Below are 13,570 nucleotides of genomic sequence, written 5' to 3' on the forward strand. Positions count from 1 at the left end.
CACCCGAGCGAAGCGACGTGTGCGCCCCGAGGCGACACCCGAGGAGGAATCGGCCTCTTCGTGGCCGATTCCTCCTTGGGCGTGTGCCTAAGGGCAAAACCAAATAATACACCGCCTACGTAGTCTGCGCTCGACGGGAACCGCATGTTCCACGAGAAACAGTCGAAACAGGGGTTAATTTGGTGGCTCGAATATGCTTATTCGTCCGGAACAACTGCGAGCCGGCCGATTGGCGCTCCTTCTGGATGGGAGCGCCATGCTAATTTCACGACAGTTTCATCAATACCAACGTACTCGCCGCGGCGGGTCTTGTGTTCGACCAACCAGTAGTCCGTCTGGCCGGTGAGTGTATAGGAAGAGTCTGCATACTCGAAGTTGAGCGGTTCAGGGACCCACTCTGGCGGTTCTTGTTTCTCTACCGTCGCGGTTCTGTCCCTGGTTTTTGTTGGGCTTTCTGTGAGTACTATCTCTACGGACTGTTCTTTTTCCAGGAACTCAGGTATCGTTTTGACAAACGTATCGTCGTCCAGTCGATTAACGACGTGTTCGGGGCGGGAATTCGTGGTCATAGGTTGACTCGCTGGAAGTCCGGCCGTGCCAACGGACATACTGTTATCTTCGCCTGTAAAACCTTGTCCGACATTAGATAGTCTGAGGATACTGTACACGCGAGCGTCAGTCTATAGAGATTGGTGCCTACCCGTTGAGGACTTGATGAGCTTCTGTTGAAGAGTACCCATGTTCCTCACGCAGGTGGTCAAGAAACGCATGTGGGCCTGTTGTCAGGCCTGACGATGCATAGTCGCACTCCGGACAATCGTACCCAGGTTCAAGTCCTTGCTCAACTTCCTCCGGCATATCCTCGGACGTATTCCGTCTCCGCCAAGGCTCACGAGATACAGCAGCGAATTCAGCATTTCCTTCCACGAGGCCACGCTCTTCTCCACATTCCGGATGCGCACAAACTAATTTGACAGTCTCTACCTCCTTTGCGGTCTCAACGACGTTATCGGTTTTCACGCTGTTCGTGCGACCACAAGCGACGCATTCCCACTGTATCCACTCGTTACGCGTTCCGGACACATCCTCTAAAAGAAGGGTTCCTAGGCAATCATGTAGGCGCTTCTTGGAGAGTGTCTGGAACTCCTCGCCGCAGTCCTCACAGGTATGGGGCATAGTATCGGGGATTCAACCGTATGATACATCTGTTCTTCGGTAGTGTTTCACACTGTCTTGGTTCACCTCTCTCTCAAAATCGGGAATTCACCGGTTATGCTCTCTTTCCCCGTAGCTATTCTATCTCGATAGAGACTGCTGGTTCGGAAACTGTGATATCAATATGGCGTGTACTTAGTTTGTCGGCCAGGTCTTGCTGAACGCTCGGTGGGAGATCGGGATGTTCCAGCGCCGCTTCTGCATTGCCGAGGAGCTGGCCGACGGAGTCGCAGGCGATGAGGATAGCGCGGGTTTTGTTGACGCCGAGGCGTTCGGCGGCCGCTTCGATGGTGTCCATGCGGTGTGCGTAGTCGCCGTCAGTTCGGATTCGCATACCCGAGTCGTGTGTACGACCCTACTTGACCCATTGAATTTGGCTCACTCGAACCCCGATTTACCCCCTCCTTAACCCCTACAAAACGCTAATTGCATGTTTCCTTATGGCACACGAGCGCGTATGTGCACGCGAAACCGACCTACGACCTTTCGGAGACGTGGCTGTTGGATTTCAGAGAGGTGGGTCGAAATCCAATTTGGTGGCTCACAGATGATGGTCGTGAATTCCTTGAGGAGGCAGACGCAGCCTTCGCTACTGAGATCCGAAACTCCAAGGTTCGACTTGCCTGAAGTCGACAACCCGTATTCAGGTAGTGATCTGAAACACATAGTGTAGTGGTTAACCACTATAACCCCCTCCTTTGGCTCTCCAAATCCTATCTTTAGCCTCTATACTGCGTATATAATCGAGAATACAGTTCTCTTCTCAGTTGGGAAAAGCTCTTTATGCTTTGTCGACTCTTCTGTGAACACGAGCGTTTGCCCAGATGAATACCGATTTCCAGTTGGACGTGAGCTCCCCTCAAGTCGCTGAAGATGTCAAACTAGGACTTGAGGGTGCGCTTGGGGAACTGAATCTCGATGTTCCCCGGAATCAGAGTTGGGGGTTCTCTGATGCGAACGTGAAGGTTCAGAAATTGGTTTATCGGGTTGTAGAACATTTTGACATCCCGATTATTCGGACGTGGTACCGATACGGGCAGTTTGAGCCATATGGGACGTTACGGCCAAAGCATCTCTCTCCACGGAGTTTATCGCAGGAGGAGAAACAGCAAGAAGTCCTTTCGAAGAAGTATGATGATTTGACGGTAAAGGAGATACAGGGGTACTTCATTGAGGAAGGAATTGAAAAAGACTGGAATCAAGCACTTTTTGGATTCCTTCAAGAGAATTACGAGACAGAAGCTGATGAGAAGTTCCGCCAAGCCTATCTATCTAATCTAGATATTCTTGAGACCTTAGAGAATATCCGTGAAGATGAGAATCTTCCGACCCATGCGGACGAGTACGCAGATGCCCTTAAGTCCCCGTCAATTGATCTGTGGTACGAGCTGGATGAGAGTCAGCATTTCGCGGACACAGAAACAAGACTAGTTCGAGACTTCCTTGACGAGCTGCAATACAGCCTTGTGTCCTTGGCCTCGGAGGATAGTCCAAATGGCCCCCAAGTTTCTGAGGTAAAAAAATCCGCTCGCCTCTATCATGAAGATATTTGGCCGTTACCTGCGATGAAAATCTCTCTGGACCAAGCTGAAGGCCCAGAAGATGAGCTGAATGAGGACTTCCTTGACGAAGGTGCCGATTACGTAGAGCAGTATAAGCGCACGTTCCCCACAAAGTTCTCCAATTGGGAGAAGAGCATCAGGTCAAGTGGATTGAGAGGGAGCTTAGCTGACTATCAGGCTGTTCGGGGACGGGTTCCGGAATCCATCGGTAAGATGGAGAAAGCAGTATTATCTAATTTCAAAAATGGTAGCTGAAGGAGGGTTACCGAATCTTTTCGCGGACTACTCAGTTCTTGTTGAGTACTGTGCCACCTATTTTGAGGAGCAACCATATGCTGAACGTGTTATTGATGAATACTCTGATGAAGGTGGTTGTATAGTCGTTGGTCAAGAGCCGTGGCGTGCACTCAACCACCAGCTATCGAACCGGAAGCGTCTCTGGAACCACCTTATTAAACAAGCAACTGAATTTGACCGCGATGAGGAGAAGGATAAGCGTGATTTCCGTGCGGATATCTTGAACTATTCGTCACTCCAGTCTGCGCTTGATTTTGACCTCAGTAAGGGGTATCTTCCAGATATTGAAGAGTTGAGGTCTGACCTTGACGAGATGACTTTAGCAGAGTTTCGGGAGATGTTGGATGACGTTCGCATACAGGGGAATACTCAACGGAGAGAGTTGGAAGAAGTCAAATCACCAGAAGAGTATGAGCGTGGCGGACAGAGTGTGTGGACAAGTCGCACGGCCCTGTCCCAATATGCCCCCACCGATGCGAATCTTGAGTCGTTGATTGACGCGGGATTTTGGTGTATGGAGAATAACGGGCCTGTACTAGTCTCCAGCAATGGTGATATAATCGAAAATAAGGAAGATGTTGAGGATGAACTGGGCCGCATTTCTAATAATTCGGTGGATATTCACACCCCAAAAGGTATCGTGGATAGAACAACAATTTTTAACTGACTCTCTTCCGTTTTTTCTCTGATAGTTTCTTCATCTCTTGAGCTTGGCCATATGTAAATTCAGTTAGGTCAACTACGGTCTCTAATCTCTGTTTTCCACTTGTGGGGTTTCTTAATCTTCCAGAAAACGATTGAATCTTTTTGTGGACTTCTCCGTTTCGGCAGCCTTCAGGAGGTTGTGAGCTTAACTCCTCTATTTCCTGGAGTAGAAGACTAATTTCAGCCAGTTCATCGCTCTCCCGATCAAAATCTATTCGGCCGTTTTCTATTTCCAAATTCCCTGTATCATTTATGCGCAGAGTAACCTTCTTCATTTGGTTACATTTATGTATTATATTACTATACCACTCCTTCTTCGCGTTTCTCGCTTCTTCCTTTTTTCTTGACCTCCGCTTCACAAACCATGATAGAAGATTCGCCGCCACACTTGTTACTAATGCAACTAATACGCTGATAGTTGCAGTCCCTAACTCCGCCATACAATCTATTCCAGATGCGCTGTGTTAAACCCTCGTCGTGAATCACCCCTCAAAAATACGATAGATGGTTGGAATTCCTTCTGTCGTCGGCTACGATTCCGTCTCGATTTGGCTCTGTACACACGAGTCCGTTTCACGGGCTAAATTTGGATTGCTGAAACCCCTATATCGGAGTGATTTCACCGAATCAAGTCCAGTTAGAGATGCTTCGGCTGTAGAATGAGAAAGATCGGCAGTGGATATGCACACGAGTGGGCGCGGGTTCGTGTGCATATTCGGACGAGCACGTTCTCGGACGCGTAACCCCCAGGAGTCACACTACACACCACTCACACGGCCACAGTCTCTTAGTATATTGACTATTGTTAATAACGTGCATGGAAGAAAAAGCCGAACAAACGGCAACCGTCCTCCGCGAGACCGTAGGAGAGGACGCCATGGTCGGTGTGAGCTATTACGACGAAGAAGGCGTTGGCCACGTCTACCGCTCCGACTGGGCTGAACAGAAATACGACCCCGAAGAGGTTGACGAAATCATCCAAGAGTTACGGTTCGAGTCCCTAGGCTACACAATCCACGAGGAAAAACAACAACAGAATCTACGGGCGACAGTACGCGTCTACAAGGATATTCTCGATATCGTTATTCCAACGAACGGGACACAGGGTGTCGGGTTCGCCCTCGATACAGACGCAGAATTCAGCATCCGCGAGGTAATCGACACCGTAGAAAACGCACTCGCACGAGAAGAATCGGCTTCCGCTTCGTCCAGCTGATAACAATCTGGACTCCGTACTGCAGATCGGACAATTTCCATCGGAATTCCGGGTCGGTCAGGGTCGGTTCTCCAGAGAAATCGCCACGGCTGCCTCCTTGTATAAATATATGTGCGCCAGGGGGAGAGGGGTGGATGGAGAGCATGGAGTCCAGCGCAGTAACGCGATTCAGTCGATCGGGTCCTCCACAAGCTCGCGCCACTTGACGCGTTCTCTCCACTCCTTCACGCGGTCGCCCACCCAAGACTCGCTGTAGTCCACGATCCACCAGAACCACGGACGCGCGAGAGCCTGAAATCCTCCGTCCCCACTCCCCTCGGTCTACGGGACGTAATCACCATACAGCGACGACTTTATACCGTTATTAACGTGCGTCCAGTCTCTCAGGATTTGTAGCCGCAGCGGGTTCCGCCGTCCCGAATTCGAGTGCTTGTTCGATGCGCGGTAGTGGGACTTCGCCCTCGTCGGGGACGGTTCCGTTGAAACGCCGTTAGAGCGGATGGTCACATGGTCAACCCAACCCAGACAATTGCTATCCCGAGAAATATGAACACCGCATCGAGGGCCCGCCATTTCAGTTTTCCAGCAGGGCTGAGTTGGGGAGGATCGTTCGTCTGTCCACGTTGCCGGATTTCGTAGGTGCGCTGTGGATGCAGCAGCGCCCAACCGAAAACGATACTTAAGAACACCCCTACCCCGATTACTACGATAGAGGGCATAGGTCGGCTTGTCGGGGCGGTCTGAAAATTGTTGGCCTCAGCACGTTCGCCTCGCATCACCGGAGGCACACGCGGAGGTGCTTCGCTGGGAATCGGTATCACCGGTCGGTGGATTGTTTTTCCACTCCTGGTTCGGAGACGCGAAATCGTCGGGGTGATACGACGGTGGGGACGTCGTCTGCGTTGAAAACCTGCAGAGGGGTCGCGGTAAGCACCGGCGATGAGGCCGTCGACTCCCTCGAACGCTTCGACTACTGCGGTAACTACATTCACGACGACCAACAGCGCTCCCCAGTACTCACTAACGGAGTGGGTCGTCCATGACGTGCCCCTGTGGCGGCTTACTCACCCGGTAGCGCGACGAATACGACCAACTCGCCGATGTGCGGCACAGAGGCCGTAGTAAATTCCTCTGCGCGGTCGCTCGTTGAGCGGAACGCTCGTCTCTCTCGACCGCGACGCTACCCGTCGACGCTCCAGTTTCGTCACCGAGGCGATGGCGATTCTCCAGTCCACGCCCGCGAAATATCAGGCCGCGGCAGTCGATGACTAAGTCGCCACGCCCACCAACCCGGCTGTCGGTCTTCGACGGAAATTTCGCCATCGTGGGCCTGAGCGAGTTCGCCGACGAGAGAGAGGCCGAAACCCGTTCGGGCGCTATCAAACCCTTGAACGCCGTTCTCGAACACGTGCTCTTGAGTGGCACCGGGTACGCCAGGGGTGCTCACTCGACTCGGGAGATGGGTCGTTCGCGTGGTCGTGTTCGTCGGAAGGGCTCTTGGCGACGAACTCAGTAGTCGGCGGGCCCGAGTTTCTCGCCGTCCTCGTCGTATTCGTAGAAGCCGGTGCCGGTCTTTTTGCCGAGGTCGCCGGCGCGGACTTTGCGTTTGAGTATCTGCGGGGGTTTGAAGCGTTCGCCGAGTTCGTCGCGGAGGGTTTCGGCGATGTCGAGGCGGACGTCGAGGCCGACGAGGTCGGTGAGTTCGAGGGGGCCCATGGGGTGGTTGTAGCCTTCGCGCATACCGGCGTCGATGTCGCTGGGGCTGGCGACGCCTTCTTCGACCATGCGAGCGGCTTCGAGGCCGAGCGCGACGCCGAGGCGGGAGGTGGCGAACCCGGGGGTGTCGCGGACGACGACGGCTTCCTTCCCGATGTCTTCGACGTAGTCGGTGGCGAACGCCTCGGTGGCGTCGCTGGTCTGTTCGGCGACGACGACTTCGACGAGGTCCATCAGGTGCGGGGGATTGAAGAAGTGAAGGCCGATGGCTCGCTCGGGGTCGTCGAGGACGCTCGCGAGTTCGGTGACGGGGAGGCTGGACGTGTTGGAGCCGAGAACGGCGTCCGCGGGTGCGGCGGCCTCGATATCCGTGAACACGTCCTGCTTGAGGTCCATGTCCTCGGGGACGGCTTCGACGACGAGGTCCGCGTCCGCGACGGCGTCGTCGAGGTCGACGACACCCCTGACGCGGTCGAGCGCGGCGTCACGCTCACTCTCGCTGACCTTCCCGCGCGCGACGCCTTCGTCGAGCGTGTCCTCGATTCTCTCGATGCCGGTGGAGACGCGGTCCTCGTCGATGTCGCGAACGACGACCTCGTGGCCCGCCATCGCCGATACCTGTGCGATTCCGCTCCCCATCTGTCCCGCGCCGACGACCGTGACGTGCATACAGTGGCGTCCGAGCGACGGTCACGAAAAGCGTTCGGTCCACCGGTCCGGGAACCCCGGAGAGGGAGATTTTATACGTCGCGGCTTCCTCGCTCACGTATATGGATTCACGTACGGTCGAGCGCGTGCGGTCGTGGTCATCGGTATCCGTCCCCGACGGGTATCGCGGCCTGCACGAGCTCGCTGACCGAGAGTTCTCGGGTGCCGTCGTGGCGGACGACACGTGGCTGTTCGTATTGAACGGCCGCGTCGTGGGGGTGTTCGAGGGGAGTATCGAGGACTTCGAGGACGCTTCGCTCGACGTGTACGAGGCGCCACATATCTCGCTCCCGCTGCTGTTCGCGATGCAAGAAGCGGGCGGGGAGACGCAGGCGACCTACTACACGAACGACACGCCGCTCTCGGAGACTGACGAGATGCTCGCCGACGCGGGGTTCACGGGATACGTCGAACTCTCCGAGAACGTGCTCTCCGGCGACTACTACACCGCGTACTACGGCGGCCGGTCGCTGAGCGCGGCGTTCGTCGGGTCGAGCGAGGAACTCCTCACCGGCGAGGAGGCGTTCGAGCGCGCGGACGACGAGGTCGGGCTGTACGAGGTCGTGAAGGTCGACCTCGATGTGACCGACGTTCCCGAACCACCGGAACCCGAACCTGAGGAGACCGAGGAGGGGGCGGATGACTCGGCTGCGAACGACGCCGCGACCCTGGGTGCGGCGGGTGCGGTGGCCGACGCAGACACGGAGTCAGACGAGGGCGAGACGGAGAGCGAGAGTGACGGTGGGGCGGAACTCGACGCCACCGCGGAGCGCGCGGTGAAAGAGCCGGACGAGCCGACCATCACCGAGGCCGAAGCGGACACGGCGACCGACGAACCCGCGGACGGGGACTCGAAGCAGCCCTCCGAACAGGAGGCGGCGAGCGAGTCGGAAGCTGCTTCCGACGACCGCGAGCCGGCGGTTGAGCGGCCGTCGCCGGGGCGCCCGGAGGCCGAGGGTGTAGAACAGTCACCGGCCGCGCGCGCGGTCGACGACACCGCGGCCGACGCGGCTAACGTAGCCGACGCACCGGAGGCGGGTGACGCGGAGGACGGCGTGTTTTCCGAGGAAGCGGAGTGGCGGGAGGCAACGACGGTTCCGTCGCTCGACCCCGAGAAAGCGGCGACCCGGCCGAGTTCCAGCACGTCGGAGTCCACGTCCGCGGAGACGCCGCAGCGGACGACGGAGCAGCGCGCTCAGTCCCCAAGCCGGCAGTCCACGACGGATGTGTCCGAGCAGGTAGCGACGTTGAAGGAGGCGGTGGCGGCGCGCGAGGACCGCATCGAAGAACTCGAAGCACGCGCCGACGAAGCCGAAACCGAGGCCGAGGAACTCCGGGGCGAAGTTGCGGAACTCGAAGAGGAGCGAGATGCGCTCCGGAACGAGGTCGAGGAACTGCGCGCGGACCTGGAGACGGCGCGCGAGATGGCGGAGAGCGCAGGGACCTCCGAGCCGGAGGCGCCCTCGGACCGCACGCCCGCGGAGGCGCTCGCCGGCACGAACCTCTTCGTCCGATACGGGTCGAAGGCGGACCCGACCCTGGACGCCGTCGGTGAGGCCGACGCGAGTCGAGAGGCGGTGAACGCGAACCTCCGACTCGAACACCATACGCAGTTCGACGCGACCGAGGCGACGGTCGACGGCGAGCCGTTCGACGACTTCCTCGAGGGAACGGCGGCCTATCGGTTCGTCTCCTGGATCGTGCGCGACCTTCCGTACGAACTCCTCGACACAGGCCGAACGAAGGGCTTGGCGGACGTGTTCGACGCGATTCCCGACATCGACCGCGCCGAACTCGAGGGGACGGTCTCCGTGCGCGACGAGGCCGGCGAGGAGGTGCGTTCGACGTTCGACGTGGTGCTCCGCGACCGCATGGGCAACCCACTCCTCGTCGCGGAACTCAACCCCGAACGCGACCCCGTTACGGGCGACGAGATGACGGCCCTCGTGGAAAACGCGGACGTCGTCGCGTCCGCCCAGGAGTCGCTCGGCGGCGCGTTCTACGTCACCGCATCGTTCTTCGAACCGGACGCGCTGGAGGCGGCGAAGGACGCCACGGGCGGCGGCGGATTCCTCTCACGCAGCGACAAGAAGAGTTACGTAAAGGTCGCTCGGAAGTCGGGATTCCACCTCTGCCTGGTCGAGGACAGAAACGAGACGTTCCACGTGACGGTACCGGAACTCTAGGCTTCGGCTTCTTCGGTGTCGATCTTCATCGATTCGAGCTTCTCGATAATCTCGTCCACCTTCTCGTCGAGTTCGTCGACGAACTCCTCGGTGCGCTCGGTGGTGATTGCGCCCTGGCTGGACGCCTCGATGAGGTCTTCCTCCTCGAGGACGCGGAGGCTGTACCGGACTTTGTGATGGGGGTAGCCGGTCTCGTTCGACATCTTCACGATGCCGATGGGTTCGCGTTCGAGAACCATTCGAAGGACCTGGAGGTGGCGTTCGAGCATATCGACTTCCTTCTCAAGGCGGTCTATCATGGCATTTGTTAACTTGTCTTTACGGAGTTTAAAGGTTACTCTCCGCGAACGCCCGCCCGCCCTCAATTCGAACACTTCGATACGCCCGGGTATAACCGTTGTGGGCGCTCCCAGAGCATTGTTCGGACGTGCGTACCATCGACTCGATACCCGGCCAGTGACGCACGTTCGTGCCCATTTTCGGCGTCGAATCCGTAATCTGTTTACCCGGGGCGCGGAACTGTTCGACCATGACCGTCACCATCGTCGGCGCCCAACTGGGCGACGAAGGGAAGGGCGGCGTCGTCGACATCTTCGGCGACGACGTCGACGTCGTCGCGCGCTACCAGGGCGGCGACAACGCAGGCCACACCGTCGTCCACGAGGGCGACGAATACAAGCTCTCACTCGTCCCCTCCGGCGCCGTCCGCGGAAAGACCGGCGTGCTCGGAAACGGCTGCGTCGTCAACCCCCGCACGCTCTTCGACGAACTCGACGCGCTCCGCGACCGCGGCCTCGACCCCGACGTCCGCGTCGCCAAGCGCGCGCACGTCATCCTCCCATACCACCGCGTCCTCGACGGCATCGAGGAGGAAGCGAAGAGCGAGGACGACCAGGAAGTCGGTACCACCGGCCGGGGGATCGGCCCGACCTACGAGGACAAAGCGGGCCGCCGCGGCGTCCGCGTCGGCGACCTCCTCGACCCCGCCGTGCTCCGCGATCGCCTCGAATACGTCGTCCCCCAGAAGCGCGCCATCGTCGAGAACGTCTACGGCCTCGACATCGCAGACCTCGACGACCCCGACGCGTTCGACGTGGACGCGCTCCACGCAGAGTTCACCGACATCGGCGACCGCCTCGCCGAGAACGACATGACCGTGAACGCGGGCGAGTTCCTCGCGACCGCTATCGACGACGGCGAGAACGTGATGATGGAGGGCGCACAGGGAACCATCATCGACATCGACCACGGAAACTACCCCTACGTCACGTCCTCGAACCCGACCGCGGGTGGCGCGGCCACCGGCACCGGCCTCAGCCCCGGCGTCATCGGAAACGGTGAGGTCGTGGGTATCGTGAAATCCTACCTCACTCGGGTCGGAAGCGGTCCGATGCCGACCGAACTCGGCGGCGTCGCGGGCGACACGCCCGGCTACGACGAACAGGGCGCAGGCGAGAACGAAGCCCTCGCGACCTACATCCGCGAGGAAGGCGGCGAGTACGGCACCGTCACCGGCCGCCCGCGCCGCGTCGCGTGGCTCGACATGCCGATGCTCCGGCACGCCGCGCGCGCGAACGGCTTCACCGGGTTCGTCCTCAACCACCTCGACGTGCTCGCCGGCCTGGACGAAGTCGAGGTCGGGCACGCCTACGAACTCGACGGCGACGTGCTGGAGACGATGCCCGCCACGACCGAGGAGTGGGCGCGCTGCGAGCCCGTGTTCGAGACGTTCGACGGCTGGCCCGAGGTCGACTGGGCAACCGTCGCCGAGGACGGCTACGACGCCCTCCCCGCGAACGCACGCGCCTACGTCGAGTACGTCGAGGACGAACTCGGCGCGCCCGCGTACGCCATCGGCGTCGGCCCCGGCCGCGAGGAGACGGTCGTCCGCCACGACCCCTTCCAGTAGTCGGCCCCTACTTTTCTGAACCCCCGTGCCCACGGTTCGGGTATGCGACGGGGGGTCAGGGCCGCGTTCGGAACCGGAATCGCAGTCGCCACGCTCACACTACTCGTGAACGCGGTCGGCTGGGGAGAGTTCGCGCGCGGCCTCGAACGCGCGAACAAGCCCTTGTACGCGCTCGCCGTCGTCGCGTCCGTCGGGTCGCTCGTCGCGTGGGCGCAGGTCGCGCGCCGGCTCTACCACACCGTCGGCGGCCGCCTCGACGGCGTCGGCTTCCACGCCGCCTACTTCTCGGGGCTGTTCGGACGCGCGATACTCCCCGGCGGCCACGTCGGCGGCATCGGCATCGTCTCCTACGTCCTCTCCCGATACGGCTCCGGCGAGTTCGAACGCCCGCTCGTCGCCATCTCCACCACAGAGTTCGCGAACAACGTCGCGTCCGCCACGCTCGCCACGTTCGGCCTCGTGTTCGTTCTTACCGTCGGCCACAGCACCCTCTCCGGCGTCGGGTTCGTCGCCGTCGTCGCCATCGCCGGCATGCTCGCCGCGCTCGTCACCGCCTACGTCCTCATCGTCCGATTCGACGCCATCGGCCCCGTCGCGCACGCCCTCGCGCGCGCCGTGCGCGCCACCGTCGGCCGCGTCTCCGGTCGCGTCCGGGCGGCCGCATCCGAGGAACGTGTCGAGGAGCGCGTCGAGCGCGCGAACGAGGTCGCGCACACCCTCCGCGAGAACCCGCGCACGCTCGCCGCCGCGCTCGCGTTCAGCCACCTCGGCTGGGCGCTCTACGTCCTCCCGCTCTACCTCTGCCTGCGCGCCGTCGGCGTCCCGGTCGCCTACCCCACACTCCTATTCATCGTCCCTATCGCCGGCCTCACCGCCGTCATCGGCACGCCCGGCGGAATCGGCGTCGTCGACTCCGCTATCACCGCGCTCGTGCTCGCGCTCACCCCACACGCCGCCGGTCCCGTAGTCGTCGCCGCCCTCCTCTTCCGCGCCGCCGACTACGGCACCACCGTCCTCGTCGGCGGACTGTCCGCCCTCTACCTCACCACGCTCGACGTCCCAAACCCCGTCGGCGTCCTCCGCGAGTAGTCCCTGCGGACCCATCGGCGACATGACCCACTCCCACTCATAAACGTCCTCGGTACCGAGGCAGCGCGAGTTCCCCCGTGACGGCACCAGGAACTAGTGCAGTCCTCGAGTGTCCCGGGACCCGGACTGCGCGACTTGCCATTCGAGAACCACCGAACGGCAGCGTGGAAGACGGGTCCGACGGACGCGGTCGAGTCGTCGTTCGTCGGACAGTGCTTCGGTAGGAGTACTCCCCCGTCTTCCGTTCGCTCAGGAGTTGTCCGCCTTCAGCGTCGCTGCTATCAGCGCGCTCAGACCGCGTCGCAGTCGCTCGTTGACTGCCTGGTCGGAGATTCCGATCTTTTCACTGAGTTCGAGTAGCGTGATCTTCCGTGGGATGTCGAAGTAGCCTTCGTCGTACGCACGCTCCACAAGCTCGCGCTGCGCGTCGGTCAGTTCCGGGAGAGCCGCGACGGCGGGGTCAACGGGATTGTAGAGGCGCTTCACGGTTAGTTCTAACTCCGCCTCGCGGCAGGCAGTATGGAACTCCGAGAGCGCGTGCGAGTCCGGGAACCGAACGCGGAACTCCCAGGCGTCCGCGTCCCCGTCCGCTTCCTGGAGGACCGCGTCGTGGTCGACGATTACCTGAACGATGTTTGTCGACGCGGCGTTCCAGTCGATGCGGTAGAGCGCGCGGTCGTCGAGCTCGTCGACCAGGCGGTAGTTCGAAAGCTCTGGTTCCCGTGCGAGTACCGCCTCGAAGCCGTCCCGGGGCGTTCCGAGGACCCAGATGTAGGGAACGATGGCCGCCCCGGTCGGCACCAGCTTATCCAGTTCGATGGAGAGCTCGGGGGCGTTCTGGAGGGCTTTCCCGAGAACGAACTCCGACGCGGGGACGGAGAACTCGGCGATGACACTCACCAGCGGTCACCCGTCCGTCCGGTTTCGAGAAACTGAGAGACCCATCGCACACGGGTAGTTCCCGGAT

The 13,570-nt window shown here is 59.9% G+C and carries 13 protein-coding genes; 7 read left to right on the forward strand and 6 right to left on the reverse strand.

The features are described 5' to 3' along the window. Positions 1 to 197: 197 nt before the first annotated feature. Together U3A55_RS00805 and U3A55_RS00810 are read right to left on the reverse strand one after the other, a co-directional pair. Positions 198 to 569, reverse strand: a complete 372-nt coding sequence (locus tag U3A55_RS00805) for a hypothetical protein (protein WP_330989615.1) — start codon at positions 567 to 569, stop codon at positions 198 to 200. Between the two features lie 722 nt (positions 570 to 1,291). Continuing rightward, positions 1,292 to 1,549, reverse strand: coding sequence for a DUF7692 domain-containing protein (locus tag U3A55_RS00810; RefSeq protein WP_442978248.1), 258 nt, complete (start codon positions 1,547 to 1,549; stop codon positions 1,292 to 1,294). 490 nt (positions 1,550 to 2,039) lie between these two features. Here U3A55_RS00810 and U3A55_RS00815 point away from each other — a divergent pair, with 490 nt between their 5' ends. Both U3A55_RS00815 and U3A55_RS00820 read left to right on the forward strand, forming a co-directional pair. Next, positions 2,040 to 3,032 carry a hypothetical protein gene (locus U3A55_RS00815; protein ID WP_330989617.1) on the forward strand — a complete coding sequence of 331 codons (993 nt, stop codon included), beginning with the start codon at positions 2,040 to 2,042 and terminating at the stop codon, positions 3,030 to 3,032. After that, positions 3,022 to 3,741 carry a hypothetical protein gene (locus tag U3A55_RS00820; RefSeq protein WP_330989618.1) on the forward strand — a complete coding sequence of 240 codons (720 nt, stop codon included), beginning with the start codon at positions 3,022 to 3,024 and terminating at the stop codon, positions 3,739 to 3,741. Before U3A55_RS00815 ends, U3A55_RS00820 begins: the two co-directional genes overlap by 11 nt. Here U3A55_RS00820 and U3A55_RS00825 read toward each other — a convergent pair. Beyond that, positions 3,734 to 4,219, reverse strand: coding sequence for a hypothetical protein (locus tag U3A55_RS00825; RefSeq protein ID WP_330989619.1), 486 nt, complete (start codon positions 4,217 to 4,219; stop codon positions 3,734 to 3,736). The two genes, U3A55_RS00820 and U3A55_RS00825, sit on opposite strands and share 8 nt — an antisense overlap. Before the next feature lie 377 nt (positions 4,220 to 4,596). On the opposite strand from U3A55_RS00825, the gene U3A55_RS00830 reads away from it, so the two are divergent. Together U3A55_RS00830 and U3A55_RS00835 are read left to right on the forward strand one after the other, a co-directional pair. Continuing rightward, positions 4,597 to 4,995 (forward strand): hypothetical protein, encoded by a 399-nt coding sequence (locus U3A55_RS00830; protein WP_330989620.1) that lies wholly within the window; start codon positions 4,597 to 4,599, stop codon positions 4,993 to 4,995. A gap of 1,146 nt (positions 4,996 to 6,141) precedes the next feature. Further along, positions 6,142 to 6,267 carry a hypothetical protein gene (locus U3A55_RS00835; RefSeq protein ID WP_330989621.1) on the forward strand — a complete coding sequence of 42 codons (126 nt, stop codon included), beginning with the start codon at positions 6,142 to 6,144 and terminating at the stop codon, positions 6,265 to 6,267. Between the two features lie 237 nt (positions 6,268 to 6,504). Here the strand turns inward: U3A55_RS00835 and U3A55_RS00840 are convergent, their stop codons facing one another. Further along, complete coding sequence (locus U3A55_RS00840) at positions 6,505 to 7,380, reverse strand: 3-hydroxyacyl-CoA dehydrogenase family protein (RefSeq protein WP_330989622.1); 876 nt, start codon at positions 7,378 to 7,380, stop codon at positions 6,505 to 6,507. A gap of 101 nt (positions 7,381 to 7,481) precedes the next feature. Between U3A55_RS00840 and U3A55_RS00845 the strand changes: the two genes are divergently transcribed. After that, positions 7,482 to 9,605, forward strand: coding sequence for a DUF7527 domain-containing protein (locus tag U3A55_RS00845; protein ID WP_330989623.1), 2,124 nt, complete (start codon positions 7,482 to 7,484; stop codon positions 9,603 to 9,605). Here the strand turns inward: U3A55_RS00845 and U3A55_RS00850 are convergent. Then, a complete protein-coding gene (locus U3A55_RS00850; protein ID WP_330989624.1) occupies positions 9,602 to 9,904 on the reverse strand; it encodes a hypothetical protein in 303 nt (100 codons plus the stop codon). The two genes, U3A55_RS00845 and U3A55_RS00850, sit on opposite strands and share 4 nt — an antisense overlap. Positions 9,905 to 10,134: 230 nt before the next feature. On the opposite strand from U3A55_RS00850, the gene U3A55_RS00855 reads away from it, so the two are divergent. Both U3A55_RS00855 and U3A55_RS00860 read left to right on the forward strand, forming a co-directional pair. Continuing rightward, a complete protein-coding gene (locus U3A55_RS00855; RefSeq protein ID WP_330989625.1) occupies positions 10,135 to 11,514 on the forward strand; it encodes an adenylosuccinate synthase in 1,380 nt (459 codons plus the stop codon). Between the two features lie 42 nt (positions 11,515 to 11,556). Next, a complete protein-coding gene (locus U3A55_RS00860) occupies positions 11,557 to 12,603 on the forward strand; it encodes a lysylphosphatidylglycerol synthase transmembrane domain-containing protein (protein ID WP_330989626.1) in 1,047 nt (348 codons plus the stop codon). A 249-nt stretch (positions 12,604 to 12,852) separates the two neighbouring features. Here U3A55_RS00860 and U3A55_RS00865 read toward each other — a convergent pair whose 3' ends face one another. Then, on the reverse strand, positions 12,853 to 13,503 hold the full coding sequence (locus tag U3A55_RS00865; protein WP_330989627.1) for a helix-turn-helix domain-containing protein: 651 nt from the start codon (positions 13,501 to 13,503) through the stop codon (positions 12,853 to 12,855). Between the last annotated feature and the right edge of the window lie 67 nt (positions 13,504 to 13,570).

Origin of the sequence: Salarchaeum sp. III (assembly GCF_036418315.1) — an archaeon.
Classification (GTDB): Archaea; Halobacteriota; Halobacteria; order Halobacteriales; family Halobacteriaceae; genus Salarchaeum.